The sequence below is a fragment of the Streptomyces sp. NPDC107522 genome, from assembly GCF_055657525.1.
Window position 1 is genome coordinate 59,537 of sequence record NZ_JBVKAU010000028.1, and the last position, 19,409, is coordinate 78,945.

Genomic DNA, 19,409 nt, shown 5'->3' on the forward strand with positions numbered 1-19,409 from the left:
GTCCTCGGTGGGCTGTGTGAGGCGCCAGTCCTCGGTGGGCTGTGTCGTGCGCCGGTCCTCCGTGGGCGGTGTTGTACGCCAGTCCTCCGCGGACCGTCTCGTGCGCCAGGCCTCCGCGGCCACCTCCCGGAACTGCCGGACCGTGCTGCTCCACCGGAAGTGCTCGGCGCGCGCCTCGGCGGCCCGGCCCATGACGCTGCGGCGCTCCGGGCTGAGCGCGAGGGTGCACCAGGCCGCGGCGAACGAGCTCTCGCCCCCGGCCAGCACACCCGTCACCCCGTGCACGACGGAGTCCCGCAGGCCGGGGATGTCGAAGCCGACGGCCGGAGTGCCGCGCGCCGCGGCCTCGGTGACCACCAAGCCCCAGCCCTCCACCAGGGACGGATGAAGCAGCAGCCACGCCCGGCACAGCAGCCGGTGCTTCTCCGCCTCGGAGACGCGCCCGGTGAACACCACGTCGGGACCGGCCATGGCCTGCAGCCGCTCGCGTTCGGGGCCGTCGCCGACGATGACGAGCCGGCCGCCGGTGACCGGACGCACCCGCTCCCACAGCCGCAGCAGCAGGTCGATCCGCTTGTACTCGACGAGCCGCCCCACCGCGACGAACAGCGGCTCGGGAGCCTTGGGGAGCAGCGGTCCGGGGGCGTCGACGCCGTTGTGGACCACTCTGATCCGCTCCGGTCCGACACCGATGGCGCGCAGTGCCGCGGCGGTGGAGTCGGACACGGCGAGCGTCAGGCCGGCGCGGTGCGGGCCGGCCAGCGCCCAGTGCTCCAGTCTGCGGCCGAGCCGGGCCATGGGGCCCGGGTAGCGCATGTCCCACAGATCGGTGTGCACATGGTTCACCAGGCACAGCGTCGGGCCCTTGTGCCACAGAGGTGCCAGGTACGGCATGCCGTTGCACACCTCCACCAGCAGGTCGCAGTCGCCGACCTGACGGGCGAACGCCCGCCTGGCGCGCAGGAAATGGCCGGCGTCGCCGCCCGCCGAGACCACGCGGTAGTCGCGGTACGCCGCCGGGCCGCCGCACAGCAGCGTGACCTGGTGGCCCGCGGCCGTGAGGCCGTCGGCGATGCGGTCGACGAGCAGTTCGGAGCCGCCGGCGGCGGGATTGTCAAGGTCGCGGCGGGCGAGGAAGACGATCCGGCGCGGGTACGGGGACGAGCCGGAGGGGGTGGACTCGGTGCCGGGGGTACGGCGGCGAGCGTCACGGGGCTGAGCGGTACCGGGATGAGCGGGGGCGAGGTCCTTCTGGCCGGAGACCAGGGAGGAAGCGTGCTGGGGCATCGTTGCTCCTCCTCGTCGGATGCGGGGGGTGGGGGAGCCGGGCGTCCGGGGAGACACGCTGGGCGGGGACGTTGTGCGGGGAGTTGTGGGACGGCTGGGCCGGTTCCGGGAGAACGCGGATGTACTGGTTGGTAACGTAAGTTTTCGGATGGAGTGTTCGGTCTGGCTACGCACACGGGTGACAATTTCTCCCTGGTCGAGCGCCCGGATCAGTCACCTGTGTGAGTGCTGTAAGCCACCTGTGCGTCCTCCTCCGCCGCTGCTTGCCGCCGCCGGTCACGGACGAGGAACGCCAGCCCGGCCGCCGCGAGGACGCCGCCCGCGACCGTGGTGAGCATGGGCGCGGTCTCGCCCAGGAGCTCCAGCCGGCGGCTGTCGCGCGCGGTCTGGGCCACCTGGGTGCGCCGGGTCGCGTCGGTGAACTCCAGCCGGTCGCTCGCCAGCAGTGTGACCGCGTCGTACCGGGCGCCGGGCGCGCGCAGCGTGATCTTCGGCGCGATACGGGCGTTCATGATCCGGCCCGTGCGCCGCTCCACCACCAGCTCGATCCTCGCGTCGGCGTACCACTCCTCGGCCGTCACCTGTCGCTGCTTCGGCCGTCCCACCAGCGCTCCGGGCACCTCACGGGTGACACCCGTCGGCCTGGGCGGCACGGCCGCGGTGAAGCGGTAGCCCTCGTGCCCGAGGACCTTCTCGGTCCCCGAGAACTTCAGCGGCACGGCTGCGCCCAGCACGCCGTCCCACCAGCGGTAGGTGCGTTTCCGCACGTCGAACGGGAACTTCAGATAGGCGTCGCCCCGGAACGCCGGCTGCTCGCCGCAGCAGTGCACCGGCAGGTTGGTCCGCCGGTCCGTGACCCAGCGCTCGGTGGTCCACTGCAGCGACCTGCGCGGGTCCCGAAGCGGCAGGGTGGCGGGGGTGTCGATCTGCGTGGAGACGTTCCACACCGCGTTCCCGCTGCGCTCTGCGGCGGCCACGTCGCCCACGATCCGACGGGTGATCGTGATCCGCTTCCCGTGCACGGTCTCGAGGGCGCCGGTGTCGAAGTAGCTGCCGGTCCCGGTGAGGACCGAGTCCGTCACGACGTCGACCGGCGTGCGTTTGACTCGTGGCTCCACATACCGGTCGAGCAGCTGGCCGAATACCAGCGCGAACACGCCCAAACCGAGCAGAATCAGTGGCAGAACGGCAGCTGTACGGCGCATGGGGGCACTCCGGTGGCAGCGGAAGGAAACGGACTGTGCGACCGTGCGCTGGACAGTCCGGGTCACCCGGGGCGAAGATGGCCTACCGGGGAGTAAGTAGTTATGACCGGCGAAATTAGGCCGCTCTTGACCCGGTGTCAACACCGACTTAATACTGATCCGTGCCGGACCGGGCCGGAACGCTGGGTGACAACCTCATCGATTGAGAGGCTCCTCGTCCCCATGCCCAGAACCCTCGCCGCTCTGCTGACGTCCGCACTCTCCGCCGCCCTGGCCGCGGGTGCCGCGTTCGGCCTCGTCGCCGCCCTGAACGCCACTCCCGAGCAGCCGAACGTTCCGCTCGTCACCTTCCCCGAGCCGGCCGGTGACCGGTCTGCGCCCACGCCGCCCACGCAGACCGGGGAGCGCTAGGAGGTGCTGCCCGTGCCCGCACCCCCCGCCTGGCACAAGGTGCCGCCCGACCAGGTGCGGCGGTTCGCCGACCTCGCCCTGGAGCAGGTGCCGGACATCGCGCGGGACATCCTGCGGGCCATGCGTCAGGAGTTCCCGAACCTCGAGCTGACGACGGACGCCATGGGCGAGCCGAAGGCCCTCCTGGCGATCCGGCTCGCCCTCGAGAACTTCGTGGGCCAGCTGACCACCGAGATCGAACGACCCCGCGAACTCCCCGAGGTCTTCCGGGAGTTCGGGCGCAATCAGGCACTCGCGGGCCGTCGCCTGGACTCCCTCCAGGCGATCTACCGGCTGAATGTACGGCTGGCCTGGCGCAGCCTCGCCGAGATCGGGCAGAAGGTCGAGATCCCGCCGCCCGCGATGTACGAACTCGCCGAGTCCGCGTTCGAGTACCTCGACGAGCTCGTGTCCCACTCCGTGCACGGCTACGCCGAGGTCGCCGCCGGCCAGGCCGGGGAGCGGATCCGTCGCCAGCGACTGCTGGTCGACCTCCTCCTCACCGAGCACCGCACCGACCCGTCCGCCGCCCTCGCCGAACGGGCCGCCGCCGTCGACTGGCCGCTGCCCGACGAGGTCGCGGTGGCCGTCCTGCTCCGTCCCGAGCGGCAACTCGTCACGCCCGCCCTGGGCGACGAGGTCCTGCTCGACATGGACGCCGAACAGCCCCGACTCGTGCTTCCGGACCCGGAGGCACCCGGCCGCCTGGAGCGCCTGCACCGGGCCATGCGTGGCTGGTCCGGAGCCATCGGCCCCAGCGTCCCCGTGACGCGGGCCGCCACGTCACTGCAGTGGGCGACGGCGGCGGCGCGGATGATCCAGGAGGGCCTGCTTCCGCACAGCCGCCTCCTGCGCTGCAGCGAACACGCGGAAGCACTCGTGCTGCTCCCAGCCGAGAAACTGATCGACGACCTCGCGCGTCGTCGGCTCGGCCGGCTGACCGGGGTGAGCCCGAACCAGGCCCGCCGCCTGGCCGAGACGCTGCTCGCCCGGCTGGAGACCCAGGGCGGCGCACCCGAGGTGGCGGCGCGGCTCGGCGTCCACCCCCAGACGGTGCGCAACCGCCTGCGGCAGATCAAGGACCTGTGGGGCGATGACCTGGACGACCCCGACCGCCGCTTCGAACTCGAACTGATCCTGCGCACGCGCCGGTTGCGCGGAGAGCTGGCCGATCCGAACACCTGACCGGATGATCGGCGCCTCGAGCGACTCGGTGATCGTATTGATCGAAAACGATCGATACGATTGTGGGCGTAGAGTGTGCAGCCTCGGGATCACGCTCCGGGTGGCCCCGTGGATCGTTCGACCGGTCTTGCCCCAGGGGGAACGGATGCGACTGCACGTCGACCAGCGTCATGAGCGGGTGCTCGAACTCGTCCGGGAACGGGGCAGCCTCCGGGTCTCCGAACTCGCCGCCGAACTCGGCGTCTCGGCGGTCACCCTGAGGCGTGACGTGGAGGCGCTCGCCGCGCAGGGCAGGGTGCAGCGGCTGCACGGCGCGGTGGTGTGGCCGGGGGACGCGGCCGTCGAGGCGCGGGAACGGCCGGACAGCGCCGAGGGCGCGGTGATCGGAATGATCGTCCCGACCACGAACTACATCTTCGCCGACATCGTCCGCGGCGCCCGCGAGGCGGTGGCGGCTCACGGCGGCCGCCTGGTGCTGGGTGTGTCCGGATACGTCGACACCGAGGACCCCGTCCAGGCCGAGCACCTTCTGTCCGGCGGTGCGCAGGGACTGCTCGTCGCGCCCAGCTGGTTCGGCGGCGTCCCCGAGAACGGCCAGGAGAAGTGGCTGCTGGACCACGACGTGCCCGCCGTCCTGGTCGAGCGCCTGGCCCCGCACGGAAACCCCGCCGCGGTGCTCGACCGGGTGCGCACCGACCGGGCCCACGGCGCCGCCGTCGCCGTCGGCCACTTCGCGTCACTCGGGCACCGCAAGATCACCGCCGTCCTGCAGGAGGGCCCGCACGCCACCCAGATCACCGCGGGCTACCAGGCCGCCGTGCGGGCGCTGGGCCTCGACGTGGACAAGGGTGCCCCGACCGTGCGCGAGCACGGCGACTACGAGGCGAGCGTCGACTACCTCGTCGAGGCGGTGAAGAAGCGTGGCGTCACCGCCGCGCTGGTGCACAGCGACGAGGACGCGATCGTGCTGGTGCCGCGGCTGCAGGCGTGCGGCGTCAGGGTCCCGGACGACCTGGCGCTGATCGCGTACGAGGACGAGGTCGCCGGCCTCTCCGACGTACCGCTCACCGCCGTCGCGCCGCCCACCCGCTCGGTGGGGGAGCTGGCCGCCGAGCTGTTGCTGCAGCGGCTGGCCGAGCGTGGGAGTGGACACAAGCCGGGGCCGCGTCAACATCTCGATCTGCTCCCGGAGTTGAGGGTCCGATCGTCGTGCGGAGGCGAACCGATCGCGGAGTGATCGATCGACCATCGTTTTGATTGTTTCGCGCGAACGCTCTTGACTCTGATCGTGTGTGCACAAAGGATGTCCTGCGACCGCCTTTGCCCGTACGCACCCTCGATCGACACCGAGTGGTCCCCGACGCTGTTCATCTGGAAGGCCGGTTTCGTGCAGCACGACTACGGCCTGGCCGCCGCCGCGTCCCTGATGCTGGCCGCGCTCGGCGTCGTCCTCTCCTACCTCGTCACCCGGCTCGGCAACCGGTGGAAGGCGGCCACGTCATGAGCACCCTCACCCACGGCATCGCACCTGCCACCCAGCCGCCCGGCGCCCAGCCATCGGCCACGCCGCGACCCACCACGGCCGCTCCCCGGCGCAGCACCCCGAACGCCCTGCTCTCCAAGAGCGTCGTCAACGGCCTGCTGGTCATCGCCGCCGGCTACACACTCCTGCCCGTCACCTGGCTGCTCTTCGCGGCCACCAAGAACCACCGCGACCTCTTCGCCACCTCCGGCTTCGCCTTCGGCGACTTCAACCTCCTCGCCAACCTGCGCCACGTCCTCGCCTTCAACGACGGCATCTATCTGCGCTGGTTCGGCAACAGCATCCTGTACTCCGTCGTCGGCGCCGCCGTCTCCACGCTCATCTGCGTCGCCACCGGCTACGCCTTCGACAAGTACGACTTCCGGGCGAAGGAGAAGCTGTTCGGCCTGGTCCTCGGCGGCGTCCTCGTCCCCACCACCGTCATCCAGCTGCCGATGTACCTCCTCGCGACGAAGGCCGGCGTCGTCAACACCTACTGGGCGCTGCTCCTGCCCGCCCTGGTCAACCCCTTCGGCGTCTACCTCGCCCGCGTCTTCTCCGAGGGCTACGTCCCGAACGAGATCCTCGAGGCGGCCCGCGTCGACGGCGCCGGAGAACTGCGCACCTTCGCCCGTATCTCCCTGCCCATGCTGGCGCCGGGCTACATGACGATCTTCCTGTTCTCGTTCACCGCCGGCTGGAACAACTTCTTCGGTGCCCTGGTCATGCTCAACGACGAGCAGCTCTACCCGGTCAACCTGGGGTTGTTCAGGTGGAACAGCGTCACGCAGCAGCAGCCCGAGTTCTACTCGCTCGTCATCACCGGCTCCCTCGTCGCGGTCGTTCCCCTGATCGTCGCGTTCGTCTGCCTGCAGCGCTTCTGGCGCTCCGGTCTGACCGCCGGCGCGGTGAAATGACGACGCCACCCGCGCCCGCCGCACCGGAACCCGGTCCAGAAGCTGTCCCGGAAAACGTCGCGGAAATCGCCCCGGAAGGAACCGTCCTGAGCAGCTCGCCCCGAACACCCACCGCGCCCGGCCCGCACACAACCCTCGCGATGGCACCGAGATCCACCGACAACTCCTCGCCGAGAACGCCCTGGACCGGCTCCATGAGGTCGCCCGCGTCGACACCACCACGACCGTCACCGACCTCACCACCGCGGACGCCCACCAACTCGCCCGCACAGAGATACTGTTCACCCACTGGGGCGCCCCGGCCCTCACCGAGAGCGCCCTGTGCCGCCTGCCCCGACTGCGGGCGGTCGTCCACGCGGCGGGCTCCGTCAAGCACCACGTCACGGACGCCGTTTGGCGCCGAGGCATCTCCGTCTCCTCGGCGGCCGCCGCCAATGCCCTGCCCGTCGCCGAATTCGCCCTCGCGGCCATCCTGTTCGCGAACAAACGCGTCCTCGACGCCGCCCACGCCTACGCCCAGACGCGAACCCCGCCCGACCTCCTGCCGTACTACAGCGGTTACGGCAACCACCACCGCACCGTCGGCATCGTCGGCGCCTCCCGCACAGGCCGCCGGGTCATCGACCTGCTGCGTCCGTTCGACCTGCACGTCCTCCTCTACGACCCCTACCTCGACGCCGGTCAGGCACGCCTCCTCGGCGTCGAGCGGACGGGCCTCGACGAACTCGTCCGACGCAGCGACGTGGTCTCGGTCCACGCACCCCAACTCCCCGAGACCCACCACATGTTCGACGCCCGCCGCATCGCCCTCCTCAAGGACGGCGCAACCCTCGTCAACACCGCCCGAGGCAGCCTCGTCGACACCGACGCCCTCACCGCGCACCTGGTCACGGGCCGTATCCACGCCGTCCTGGACGTCACCGACCCCGACGTACCGCCGCCCGACTCGCCGCTGTACTCCCTGCCCAACGTGCTGCTCACGCCGCACATCGCCGGCTCGCTCGGCAACGAACTCGGGCGGATGACCGACTGGGCCGTCGACGAGGTCGCACGGTATGCCCAAGGCCTGCCCCTCGCCCACGAGGTCGCGCCCGAGGAGCTGACCCGCTCGGCGTGAACGACCGGTCGACGACCGTCGACGTGCCATCAGGGAAAGGAACTTGCGTGCACGACGCCGCCCACCGCGTCCTCGTCGTCGGCATCGACGGCGTACGCCTGGACGTACTGAACCGTCTGCCCACCCCGCACCTCGACGCAGTGGCAGCCGAAGGCTTCCTCGCCCCGGTCGAGGTGGACGCCGACACGCCCACCATGTCGGGCCCTTGCTGGGCGACCGTCGTCACCGGTGTCACGGTCGCCAAGCACGGCGTGTGGAGCAACGACCTCACCGGAAACCGACTCGACGTCTTCCCCGACTTCGCCACTCGTCTCGCGGCCCAGGACGGCCGCCGCACCTTCGTCGCCGCAGGCTGGCGGCCCCTGCTGCAGGCGCAGGACGGCGGCCCGCTCTTCCGCGCCCCGTCCAGGACCGCGTACGTCTCCCCGACGGCCGACACCCCCGAGGCCTGGGAACGCTGCGACGAGCAGATCACCGACGCCGCCTCGCGCGTCCTGGCGGACGCCGCCGACGACACAGCGGCGTCGTTCGTCCACCTCGGCGCACCGGACGAGACCGCGCACGTCCTGGGCTGCGGCGAGGCGTACGAGACCTCGATCCGCCGCGCCGACGCACGCCTCGGACGACTGCTCGCCGCCGTGCGCTCCCGGCCCTCGTACGCCGACGAGCAGTGGACCTTCCTCGTCGTCACCGACCACGGCCACGTCGACGCGGGCGGCCACGGCGGCCGTACGCCCGAGGAGCGCACGGCATGGCCGGCCGCGGCGGGCCCGGGTATCGGCCCGGCGCCGCGTCCCCTGTGCCATGCCGACATCGCGGCCCAGGTGTTCGCCGCGCTCGGCCGTCACCCCGACCGGCACTGGACCCTCGACGGCCGCCCGTTCGCCGCCGCGCCGCACGCCGTGCTCCTCGACATGGACGGCACACTTGTCGACACCGAGTCGCTGTGGCTGCGCACGGTCCGGGAAACCGTGCCCCGGATCGGCACCGACGACCTGTTCGGCGTCCTGGGCCGCTCGGCCGCCGAGGCCGCCGCCCACCTCCAGCCCCTGACCGGCGGCGACCCGCACACCCTCGCCGCCGACCTGGAAGCCCGCTTCCTGGCAGCCGTGCAGCGCGAGGCCGCCCCGCTGCCCGGCGCCCTCGAACTCCTCGACCTGCTCCAGGCGTCGGACATCCCGACGGCGCTCGTCTCGGCGTCATCGAGGCCGGTCATGGACGCCGTACTGAAGACGCTGGGCGCCGACCGATTCCGTACGACGGTCGCCGAAGGCGAAACCCCTCGCACCAAGCCCGCCGCGGACCCCTACCTCGCCGCCGCGCGGGTGCTCGGGGTGGAGCCGGCCGCCTGCCTCGCCGTCGAGGACTCACCCACGGGAGTCGCAGCGGCCGAGGCGGCGGGCTGTCGCGTGCTCGCCGTGCCGTCGTACGCGCCCGTCGACGCGGGTCCACGCCCCACCGTACGCCGTGGGCTGGAGGGAATCGGCAGGCGGGAACTGTGGTCGGCGGGTCTGTGACCCCGGCGGACCTGACATTTGGCAGTGCGTGAGAGGGGGAGATCAGCCCGCGGCGGCATCGGCCGGGTCCCCGCTCGGACGCGGGCTGGGCAGCGTCCCGGTGCATGTGGCGCGGCCGAACTCGCCGCTCGCCGTGGCGCTCTGCAGGTGCCGGCCCTGGACGGCGACGGCGCAGCGCGCCTGGCCGCCGCGCTCGCCGAGCACGATGCTCACGACGGGGCTGCGGCCGAGCGGGACCGGCACCGTCTTGCGCCAGGGCAGAGCGGCCGCCTTCACGACGGTGGCCTTCCCGGCCTCGCTGCGCGCCTGGTAGGTGATATCGGCGGTGCCGGTACCGGTCACCTCGTAGGTGACGGAGGCGGTGGGCACCTCGCGCTTCTTCTCCGCCTCGCCGGACGGGGAAAGTACCCCGTACAGCACGAGTCCGCCGCACGCGGCGAGCGCCACGGCGGCCGTGATCACCCCCGCACGGTCCGGGCGGCCGGCCTTGGCGGCGGACTCCCCGTCCTGGTGCCGCTCTTCGGACTGCTCCCGCTCTTCGGAGCCGGATCGCTCGTCGGAATTCGAGCTGCTGTGGCCCATTGATTTCCCCCTCCTCGACAGGTGAATCACCGATGTGCTCAGCTCGCGCGGACTGAGGCCGGGCGAGGTTATAACCCACGACGGCATCGCTTTTCCAGTGAGTGGATATATCGGACAACAAGTCACGTCCGTATGGCCCCGTTTGCGGGTCGCTCGGCATCAAGTTCTGTATTTGTCCGAGCACTTGACTCGACGTCAGTTCGCTGACTAGACCTCCGGCCGCCACCGCGTATGTGCTCGGCAGTCCCTCGGGACAGCCGGGGAATTACCGGTGGATTTCCACGACCGTTGATGGAAAGGTTTGGCGTGAGTCCAAGATTGGGCAGGGTGCTGGCGTGCCTTGTGGTGACGGCGGTGACGAGTTCACTGCTGCCCCAGGTGGCTTATGCCGCGGACGGTTCCGACGGTGGCGGCGGGGGTCTCGTCGACAGCGTCAAAAGCTGGTTCGCGGACGACGACAAGGAATTGGACGAGCCGCCCTCGCACGATGAGGCGGAGGTTGCCGAGCGGCAGAAACTGCCGAAGGGCAGGGTGGTGTCGAAGCCGAAGCGGGTCAAGGAGCTGACCGGGCGGCGCACGGCGAACACCCGCTTCTGGCAGTTGTCCGACGGGCGGGTCCAGGCCGAGGTGTCGGCCGTGCCGACCGCTTACCGCGCGGGCAAGTCCTGGCACGACATCGATGCCCGAGTGAAGGAGTCCGACCGGGCCGGCTTCGAGTTCGCCAACACCAGCAACGCGCTGCACAGCTGGTTCGGCGCCGATGCCGACCGGCTGGTGCGCGTGAAGTCCGCCGGCGGTCACACGGTGACCCTCGGTCTGGAGGGTGCCGGGGCGACCTCGCTGAAGCCGGTCGCCAAGGGTGACACGGTCACCTACCGCGACGCCGTCTCCGGCGCCGACCTGTCCTACGAGGTCGGTGCGGGCCGGGTGAAGGAGAACATCACCCTGACCCAACGCCCCAAGGCGCCCGTGAAGTTCGTCTTCACACTGGACACTGACGGGCTGACCCCGAAGGCGGACCGGAACGGCTCGATCGCGTTCTACGGGGAGGGCACCCAGCCGGTCCTCGTCATTCCCGCGCCGTTCATGGCGGACGCGAAGAAGGACGCCCAGTCGCCGTACGGCACGGCGTACTCCACCGCCGTGACGCAGAAGCTCACCCGGGACGGCAAGGGCTGGAAGCTCACGGTCGTACCGGACGAGAGGTGGCTGGCCTCGCCGCAGCGGCAGTACCCCGTCACCATCGACCCCACGATCCAGATCGCTCCGACACCTGCGACGGCGCAGGACGTGATGATCTCCTCGGACGGTCCGGGGTCGAACTACGACACCAACTGGCGTCTGTCGGTGGGCAACACCAGCACCGGCAGCTCACGGGCGCTGCTGAAGTTCCCGCTGACCGGGGTGCCGGCCGGCACGAAGCTGGACGCGGCCGAGCTGAAGCTGTACTACGACCAGACGCACACCGCCGGGGACACCGAGGTGCACCTGGAGGCGCACCGGGCCACCTCCGACTGGCGTGAGGACAACGCCACCTGGAACTCCGCCAACGGCATCACCGGTGAGCTGTCGGGCACGTCCGTGCTGGTGGACGACGGCGACGCGGGCACCACGGCCGCGTCCGGCTCGTGGCCGGCGTCGGGGAACACCGCGTACACGCAGTACGCGGTGAACCAGGACTACCTGTACAACAAGGACTCCGTGGCGGGGAACACCTACACCTGGCAGCCGAACCTTCCCGAGGACGGCGACTACCAGGTCCAGGTGCACTACGTGCCCGCCTCGGACCGCGCGACGAACGCGCCCTACACGCTGACCTACAACGGCGGTTCGAAGGCGTACACCGTCAACCAGCAGGCCGGCTCGGCCGGCGTGTGGAAGACGCTGGGCACGCACCCGTTCAAGGCGGGCACCGCGGGGAAGATCGTCCTCGGTGACGCCCCGGCCTCGACGACGACGTCCGTGATCGCGGACGCGGTGCGGTTCACCAAGGGCGGAGTGGTCACCAAGCAGCCCTCCGAGGTGAACGTCTGGCACTCCTTCCCGGTGACCAGGACGGTCCAGTCCTGGATCGACGGGACGAACTCCAACCACGGCTTCGTCGTCAAGGCCGCCGACGAGTCCGCGAACGCCCCCAAGGGCGGTCCGCGCTACGAGGGCAGCGAGTACGGCTACGGCGGCGAGAGCGCCAACTACCCCCGCCTGGTGCTGACCTATGGCCGCCCGGGTGTGGAGCTGGAGGCGCCGACGACGATCCACGACACCGGCGCCGAGCTGAAGTGGACGGACTACACCGACCCCTCCACCGCGACCGGCGACGACATCGTCGAGTACCAGGTGCACCGGTCCATCTACCAGACCTTCACTCCCTCGGCTACGACCCTGGTCGCCCCCGTGTCCAAGTCGGCCACGCAGTACACCGACACCTCCGCCACGCCGACCGCGGCGGACAGCGCGGACCCGTTCGGGCGGGCGTACTACTACATGATCGCGGTCAAGACCGCGGACGGTCAGGTCATCGGCGCGCCCACGCAGCTCGTGCGGCTGCCCAAGGCCGGCCGCACCACGAAGATCGTCGAGGCGGGCCAGGACACCACCCTGTCCCAGGCGGAGTCCACCACCGCGCACGACACCCTCACGGACGGTGTGGCGCAGAACTGGCTGGCCGTGGGCAACAACTCGCCCACGTACGGCACCACCCGCGCCGCGCTGAAGTTCCCCGCCCTGGGCATCCCCTCCAGCGCCCGCGTGCTGGACGCCACCCTCAGGCTGTGGGGTACGCAGACCACGACGGAGAACACCGGTGCGGTCTACGAGCTGAGGCCCCTGACCCGGGACTTCGACGAGGCGTCGGCGACCTGGGTGAAGGCGAACGCGACGACCAACTGGACCACCGCCGGCGGTGACTTCGGCGCCACCGTCGCCGACACCGTGCCCGCGCTGAGCAACGACCCCGCCCGCCACGACTGGAACGCCACCTCCCTGGTGCAGAACTGGGTCACCACGCCCGGCTCGAACCAGGGCGTGCTGCTGAAGACGGCCGACGAGTCGGTCAAGCAGGAGCGCACCGTGTTCCTGTCCTCCGAGGCGAGCGAGAAGAAGCTGCGCCCGCGCATGGTCGTCTCGTACATCGACTCCACCACCGACTCGACGTACTACGCGCCGAAGACCCCGGCGCGGATGACCCCGAACTCCACCTACACCGTCGAGTTCACCCTCACCAACACCACCGACGCCTCCTGGACGGCGGCCGACGACGTGCTGTCGTACACCTGGGCCCTGCCCGACGGCACCGACGCGACCACCGGCGGCAACCAGGTGCAGACCGCGCTGCCCGAGGACGTGGCGCCCGGTGAGACGGTCACCCTCCAGGCAAAGGTCAACACGCCGATCAACAGCGACAACGGCAACAAGCGCACCGACTACGTGCTGACCTGGGACCTGTTCGACAAGACCGCGGGCACCTGGCTGTCGGCCGGCACCGGCGGCATCCCGGGCCTGAAGCAGAACGTGGCGGTGGAGGACCCCACCTCCAACAGCCTGGGTCTGGAGAAGTTCTACTCCTACACGGGCAAGAACACCGGCGCCGGCTCCACCGTGATGAGCAACCTCGCCGCCGGCAACAGCGTGTGGTCGTACAACGCGTTCACCAACCCCGGACGCGGTCTGACCACCTTCGCCCGCTTCGCCTACAACTCCCTCGACACCAGCGACACCGTCCTCGGCGGCGGCTGGTCGGCCCAGCTCGCCGGCCCGATCCGGCTCGGTGCCCCGCTGGACTTCCACCCCAACCCCCACCCCACCGAGATCCGGCTCCCGGACGGTGACGGCACCACACACGTCTTCACCAAGCAGGCCGACGGCACCTGGAAGGCTCCCGCGGGCGTCCACTACCGGCTGTCGATGAAGGCGGGCCTGGACTGCACCCCGGACAAGGACCCGGTGCCCGACGCCTGGACGCTGCTGCGCCCGGACGGCACCCGCTTCCTCTTCGGCTGCGACGGCTACCTGACCTCGGTGGTCGACAAGAACGGCAACACGCAGACGTACACGTACGAGGAGCGCAAGTCCAACAACAAGCCGGTCAAGTTCCTCACCTACATCACCGACCCGGCCAACCGGCAGTCGCTCACCGTGGAGTACTACTCCAAGGCCGAGGCGACCAGCCCGAAGATCGCCGACCACGTCAAGTCGATCACGGACATCTCGGCGCGCAAGCTCACCTTCGAGTACTCCGACCAGGGTCTGCTGACCAAGCTCACCGACGGCGCGGGTTCCACCCAGCCGAAGGTGTTCCGCTTCACCTACGACGCCACGCAGGGCAACAAGAACGTCAAGCTGGTCACGGTCAGCGACCCCCGCGGCCATGACACGGACCTGGCGTACCACGCCCCGCAGGCCGGTGACGACCCCAAGTACCACTGGTGGACCAAGACGATCACCGACCGGCTCGACGGCACCACCGGCTTCGCGTACGCGGTGAACCCGACCAACACGAAGTTCACCGACACCACGGTCACCGACGCCGAGACGCATGCGACGAAGTACGTCACCGACGACTTCGGCCGCCCGGTGCAGAGCACCAACGCCAAGTCCCAGACGTCGAAGATGAGCTGGGACGCCGACAACAACGTGACCTACTTGGAGGAGGCCAACGGCGCCAAGACCGCGTTCTGCTACGACCAGAAGACGGGCTACCCGCTCTGGCAGCGCGACGCGGAGAACAACAAGAGCGGGGTCCCGGACCAGACCACCACGTGTGTGTCCGACCCGTCCAAGTGGCCGACGAACGCGGCGAAGTACGAGTACCAGACCCGCGCCGACGGGTACGCCGCCGACCTGTTCCGCAAGACCTCGCCCGAGGGCCGCGCCTGGCAGTTCGGCTACGACACCTTCGGCAACCTCAAGACCGTCACCGACCCCAAGGGCGTGTCCACCGCGACCGCGGGTGACTACACGACGTCGTACGACTACGACGCCTACGGCCGGCTGACCAAGGCGACGGACGCCAACGGTCATCCGACCACGTTCAGCGACTTCGCTCCGACCGGTTACCCGAACAGGATCACGGACGCCAAGTCCTTCACGACGACGTTCGCCTACGACGAGCGCGGTCAGGTCGAGAAGGTCATCGACGCGAACCAGAAGGTGACCACGCAGACGTACGACACCTTCGGCCGGCCGAAGACCAGGACGGTGCCGAAGAAGCAGGACACCGGAGTCCTGATCACCACCCCGGCCCCGCAGTACGACGCCAACGACAACGTCACCCGGGCGACCGCGCCCAACGGGGCCGTCTCCACGGCGGTGTACGACGACGCGGACCAGGTGACCTCGGCGACGGCGCCGGCGAACAACCTCACCGACCCGCGCACGACGACGTACACCTACGACAAGGTCGGCAACCTCAGGACGACGACCGAGCCCAAGGGCACGGAGACGGACACGGACCTGACCGACTACGTCACCACCCACCACTACAACGAGATCTACCAGCTCACCTCCGTGGTCAACGCACGGGGTGACAAGGTCGGTTACGAGTACGACAACGTCGGCAACGTCACCAAGGTCATCGCGCCGAAGAAGAACGCGACCGCGGACACCACCGACTACACCACCAAGACCGACTACGACCTGAACCACCGGGTCACCGTGGTCACTGACGCGGCCGGCAGGACGAACAAGCGGTTCTACGACAAGGACTCGCTGATCACGTCGAGCGTGGACGCGGAGAACAACACCACGACCGTCACCTACGACGAGCGCGGCAAGAAGAGCGAGGTCAAGGTCCCGCACGACGGCACCACGACCCGGTCGACGAAGTACGAGTACGACCAGGTCGGCAATGTCACCAAGGTGATCAGCCCGCGGGCTGTCGCGGCGGGCACGACGACGGCGTTCACCGCCCGCACCGAGTACGACGAGCTCAACCGTCCGGTCAAGCGGTACCAGCCGTACGACCCGGCGGACTCGCGGTACAACGACCCCAATGTCTACACGGAGACCGTGTACGACAAGGTCGGCCGGGTGGCCAGGACGTCGCTGCCGCCGTCGGAGGGCGAGTCGGTCCGCAACGACACGACGTACTCCTACTTCGACAACGGCTGGGTGGAGTCGGCCACGGACCCGTGGGACATCGCCACGACCTACGACTACAACGAACTGGGTCAGCAGACCAAGCGCACCCTGACCTCCGCGGGCGGCTCCTCGAACCGCACGATGACGTGGTCGTACTACCCCGACGGTTCGCTGAAGTCCCGCGCGGACGACGGCGTCCCGGTCGGCCTGTCCGTGGTCCTCGTGGACAACTCCGACACCCAGAACACGTCATCGACGGGAACCTGGACTGCCGGGAACCTCGCCGGTCAGCACGGCTACGACCACCGCACGCATGCGGCGGGCGCGGGCACGGACGCGTACACGTGGACGCTGAACATCCCGAAGGACGGCACATACACCGCGTATGTGAAGTTCCCGAAGGTCACCGGCGCGGCGACCACCGCGAAGTACACGGTCACCCACTCCACGGGCACGGCCGACAAGACCGTCGACCAGAACGCCACCGGGAACCAGGGCACCTGGGTGTCGCTGGGTTCGTACGCCTTCAAGCAGGGCAACGCGGCCAAGCTCCAGCTGTTCCAGAACAGCGGCGGCACCGTCGTGGCGGACGGCGTCAAGCTGGTGCGTGACACCACCGGCGACCCGGCCGACACCGAGAAGAACAACTTCGCCTACACCTACGACCTCAACGGCAACCTCACCAAGATCGACGACACCTCGTCGACGGCGAAGATCGACGCCTACACCGTCGCCTACACGGGCCTCAACCAGGTCCAGAAGGTCACCGAGTCGCTGGCCGGCGCCGAGAAGAAGGCCACGTCGTACACCTACGACGCCAACGGCCAGCCGGAGACGATCACTCACCCCGACCAGTTCTCCAAGTACACCTACGACCTGCGCGAACTGGTCAAGACGGTGTCCGTCGGCAAGTCGGCCACGGACGCCTCACCGAAGGTGACGTCGTACACCTACACCGACCGCGGTCTGAAGCTGAAGGAGACCAAGGCCAACGGCAACACCGTCGACTACACCTACTACCTCGACGCCGCGCTGAAGACGTCGACCGAGAAGAAGCCCAACGACACCCTCGTCTCCTCCCACACCTACGCCTATGACGCCAACGGCAACAAGGCGCAGGACGTGGCGAAGAAGATGAACGCCGACAACCACGCGGCGTACCTCGAATCCACCACCGACTACAGCTACGACCCGGCCGACCGGCTCAGGAAGTCGGTCAAGACCGGTAACGGCGCGGGGACGGAGACGTACGTCCACGACGACAACGCCAACGTCATCAGTCAGACGGTCGACAACGTCACCACGCAGTACGAGTACGACCGCAACCGGCTGCTGCGCGCCACCGCAGGCACCTCCACGGCGAAGTACAACTACGACCCGTTCGGCCGCCAGGAGTCGGTGACGTCCGGGGGCCAGGTCATCGAGCGGAGCGTGTACGACGGCTTCGACCACGTCGTCGAGTCCCAGAAGATGGACGACAACGGCGCGCTGAAGACGACGAAGTACACCTTCGACCCGCTGGACCGCACCGCGTCGAAGACGGTGGACGGCAAGACCACCGACTTCTCCTACCTGGGCCTGTCGAACGAGGTCCTGGACGAGAAGGTGGCCGGCGCCCTCACCAAGTCCTACCAGTACAGCCCCTGGGGCGAGCGACTGTCGCAGATCAAGCACAACAGCGACGGCACGACCGAGGACGGCTACTACGGCTACAACAGCCACACCGACGTCGAAACGCTCACGGACGACAACGGTGACACCCAGGCGACCTACGGCTACACCGCCTACGGTTCCGACGACGACACCGAGTTCACCGGCATCGACAAGCCCGACGCGGCCGACCCGACCAAGGAGGCGTACAACCCCTACCGCTACAACGCCAAGCGCTGGGACGCCCAGTCCGGCACCTACGACATGGGCTTCCGCGACTACAGCCCGGGCCTGAACCGCTTCACCACCCGGGACAACTACAACGGAGCCCTGGCCGACATGGGCCTCGGCGTCGACCCGTTCACCGGCAACCGCTACGCGTTCGGCGGCGGCAACCCGTCCACGTTCATCGAGTACGACGGTCACCGTCCGATCGAGTGCAACGAGTCCGGGTACACCTGCCGGATGAACAGCGCGGGCGGCTGGGACATCGACTACGTCGAGCGCAGCGCCGATCTGGATCCGGCCGCAGGCACGGGCAGTTACGGCGGTAGCGAGGCCGATGCGAAGAAGCTGAGCAGCCAGACCGTCGCCTGGGGCATCGCCTACGCCAAGAAGTACGGTGTCGACCAGAAACTGGTCGTCGCCCTGCTCATGCAGGAGCAGCCGTTCTACACCACGTGGCCGGGCCCGCTGGCCGACCTCGCGAAGTCGTCGATCTCCGCTCTCGGCATCTGGACGGACCGCCTTCGCGACAAGGACCCGAGTGTCGGTCCTGTCCAGATGAAGTCCGCGACCGCTCGCCAGGTGCTGGTGGACGCCGGATACGACGAGTTCAAGGACGCATCGCTCGACGCCATTCGTCAGGCGCTGTCCGTGAACGAGGAGTTCGCGGTCTCTGTGGCGGTCCTGAAACTGAAGCTGGCCACCAGCTCGGGAGCCAACAGCAAGCAGGCGTACATTGGATACTCACTCAGCGACGACCAGGCAGCCCGCCTGCGCGTGCCGGGTGACACCCTGGTGCAATCCAGTCCCATCCTGTCCAGGCGATCGGCGCGGTTCGATGCGAACGTGGCATATCTGTCCGGGACCGGGCAGTCGATGTCCGAGCTGTTCGGGCTGACGTCGCTGCCGACCACCCAGTTCGGGGATCCGGGCGGCATCTGCTCCAACATCGCAAGGGATTGTGGATGATTCGGCAAAGGACAACGGCGCTCCGCCTGGCCGGGGCGGCAGCGATCGCCGTCGTGCTGGTGACCGCATGGGTCCTCGTCCGCGAGTGGATGGAACTGCCCGGTGTGCCGGCCGACGTGGTCAGGTCCGCCGCCTCCGGACATGTGCGCATCGTGGCCGAGGGGCACGCTTCGAGTCCGGGAAATGACTGGGAGGACTCGTACGCCCTTCTCTCCGTTTCCTCGGACGGTGATCCCGTCGAGGACATCGAAGGGGCACTCCGGTCGGCAGGCTGGAGCACACGTGCCGGCGGTGTCGGTCCGCTGCTCTTGTCCGGGGACACTCCCGCAGGCCGCCCCAAGTACGGGGTGACGGTGCAGAGGTACCAGGATTTCGACTGCCTCGATCGGTCAGAGGTCTGTGAGGAATTCGAGAAAGCAGCGCAAGGTCGCAACGAGGACCTGTTCGTGGCGACCTTCATGCCCTACGTCTGAGGCTCTCGGCCCGGGCATGGGGAACCCGCGTACATGAGGGACGTGCGGGTGCTCATGGACGTGATGGTGGTCGTGTCGGTCGTTCCGGCCCTCACGATCACCCCCGCGTGACCTGGCCCGGGGGCCCCGCGCTCCGGGCGGGGGGGTGGGGGGGGTTGTGTTTCCCCCGCCTCGGCCCGGCGGTCCCCCCCCCCCAGCCGTGGGCCTCTTCGTTGCGCCCCCTTCTTTGTTT

At 69.3% G+C, this 19,409-nt stretch carries 11 protein-coding genes and 1 pseudogene; 9 read left to right on the forward strand and 3 right to left on the reverse strand.

The genetic code is table 11. From position 1 onward, the window contains the following. Positions 1-108: 108 nt before the first annotated feature. Both ACZ7L6_RS41900 and pgfA read right to left on the reverse strand, forming a co-directional pair. Positions 109-1,287, reverse strand: a pseudogene (locus ACZ7L6_RS41900) (glycosyltransferase family 4 protein); the annotation flags it as partial. A 209-nt stretch (positions 1,288-1,496) separates the two neighbouring features. Continuing rightward, positions 1,497-2,492, reverse strand: a complete 996-nt coding sequence (pgfA, locus tag ACZ7L6_RS41905) for a cell envelope lipid trafficking protein PgfA (RefSeq protein ID WP_471933533.1) — start codon at positions 2,490-2,492, stop codon at positions 1,497-1,499. Positions 2,493-2,714: 222 nt separating this feature from the next. Here pgfA and ACZ7L6_RS41910 point away from each other — a divergent pair, with 222 nt between their 5' ends. The 7 genes from ACZ7L6_RS41910 (at position 2,715) to ACZ7L6_RS41940 (ending at position 9,200) form a co-directional block, all read left to right on the forward strand. Continuing rightward, the gene (locus ACZ7L6_RS41910) at positions 2,715-2,903 is read left to right on the forward strand and encodes a hypothetical protein (RefSeq protein ID WP_471933535.1); all 189 of its coding nucleotides are present in this window, start codon (positions 2,715-2,717) and stop codon (positions 2,901-2,903) included. Between the two features lie 12 nt (positions 2,904-2,915). Continuing rightward, positions 2,916-4,127 carry a PucR-like N-terminal domain-containing protein gene (locus ACZ7L6_RS41915; RefSeq protein WP_471933537.1) on the forward strand — a complete coding sequence of 404 codons (1,212 nt, stop codon included), beginning with the start codon at positions 2,916-2,918 and terminating at the stop codon, positions 4,125-4,127. A gap of 145 nt (positions 4,128-4,272) precedes the next feature. Next, a complete protein-coding gene (locus ACZ7L6_RS41920) occupies positions 4,273-5,364 on the forward strand; it encodes a LacI family DNA-binding transcriptional regulator (RefSeq protein ID WP_471933539.1) in 1,092 nt (363 codons plus the stop codon). Positions 5,365-5,430: 66 nt separating this feature from the next. After that, the gene (locus ACZ7L6_RS41925) at positions 5,431-5,631 is read left to right on the forward strand and encodes a hypothetical protein (protein ID WP_471933541.1); all 201 of its coding nucleotides are present in this window, start codon (positions 5,431-5,433) and stop codon (positions 5,629-5,631) included. After that, positions 5,628-6,566: a carbohydrate ABC transporter permease gene (locus ACZ7L6_RS41930; protein WP_471933543.1), complete on the forward strand. Its 939-nt coding sequence runs from the start codon at positions 5,628-5,630 to the stop codon at positions 6,564-6,566. The genes ACZ7L6_RS41925 and ACZ7L6_RS41930 overlap by 4 nt, the downstream gene beginning before the upstream one ends. A gap of 181 nt (positions 6,567-6,747) precedes the next feature. Beyond that, positions 6,748-7,683 carry a hydroxyacid dehydrogenase gene (locus tag ACZ7L6_RS41935; RefSeq protein ID WP_471933558.1) on the forward strand — a complete coding sequence of 312 codons (936 nt, stop codon included), beginning with the start codon at positions 6,748-6,750 and terminating at the stop codon, positions 7,681-7,683. A 47-nt stretch (positions 7,684-7,730) separates the two neighbouring features. Continuing rightward, positions 7,731-9,200, forward strand: coding sequence for an HAD-IA family hydrolase (locus tag ACZ7L6_RS41940; protein ID WP_471933545.1), 1,470 nt, complete (start codon positions 7,731-7,733; stop codon positions 9,198-9,200). A gap of 42 nt (positions 9,201-9,242) precedes the next feature. On the opposite strand, the gene ACZ7L6_RS41945 is transcribed toward ACZ7L6_RS41940, so the two are convergent. Beyond that, the gene (locus ACZ7L6_RS41945) at positions 9,243-9,782 is read right to left on the reverse strand and encodes a hypothetical protein (RefSeq protein ID WP_471933547.1); all 540 of its coding nucleotides are present in this window, start codon (positions 9,780-9,782) and stop codon (positions 9,243-9,245) included. Between the two features lie 291 nt (positions 9,783-10,073). On the opposite strand from ACZ7L6_RS41945, the gene ACZ7L6_RS41950 reads away from it, so the two are divergent. Both ACZ7L6_RS41950 and ACZ7L6_RS41955 read left to right on the forward strand, forming a co-directional pair. Further along, positions 10,074-18,704: a golvesin C-terminal-like domain-containing protein gene (locus ACZ7L6_RS41950; protein WP_471933549.1), complete on the forward strand. Its 8,631-nt coding sequence runs from the start codon at positions 10,074-10,076 to the stop codon at positions 18,702-18,704. Continuing rightward, positions 18,701-19,177 carry a hypothetical protein gene (locus tag ACZ7L6_RS41955; RefSeq protein ID WP_471933551.1) on the forward strand — a complete coding sequence of 159 codons (477 nt, stop codon included), beginning with the start codon at positions 18,701-18,703 and terminating at the stop codon, positions 19,175-19,177. The genes ACZ7L6_RS41950 and ACZ7L6_RS41955 overlap by 4 nt, the downstream gene beginning before the upstream one ends. Positions 19,178-19,409: the final 232 nt, after the last annotated feature.

Bases quoted from the DNA above. Each gene is read 5' to 3' on its own strand.
- pgfA (WP_471933533.1), bottom strand. From the start codon at position 2,492: ATGCGCCGTACAGCTGCCGTTCTGCCACTGATTCTGCTCGGTTTGGGC.
- ACZ7L6_RS41910 (WP_471933535.1), top strand. From the start codon at position 2,715: ATGCCCAGAACCCTCGCCGCTCTGCTGACGTCCGCACTCTCCGCCGCC.
- ACZ7L6_RS41920 (WP_471933539.1), top strand. From the start codon at position 4,273: ATGCGACTGCACGTCGACCAGCGTCATGAGCGGGTGCTCGAACTCGTC.
- ACZ7L6_RS41925 (WP_471933541.1), top strand. From the start codon at position 5,431: ATGTCCTGCGACCGCCTTTGCCCGTACGCACCCTCGATCGACACCGAG.
- ACZ7L6_RS41930 (WP_471933543.1), top strand. From the start codon at position 5,628: ATGAGCACCCTCACCCACGGCATCGCACCTGCCACCCAGCCGCCCGGC.
- ACZ7L6_RS41945 (WP_471933547.1), bottom strand. From the start codon at position 9,782: ATGGGCCACAGCAGCTCGAATTCCGACGAGCGATCCGGCTCCGAAGAG.
- ACZ7L6_RS41950 (WP_471933549.1), top strand. From the start codon at position 10,074: ATGGAAAGGTTTGGCGTGAGTCCAAGATTGGGCAGGGTGCTGGCGTGC.
- ACZ7L6_RS41955 (WP_471933551.1), top strand. From the start codon at position 18,701: ATGATTCGGCAAAGGACAACGGCGCTCCGCCTGGCCGGGGCGGCAGCG.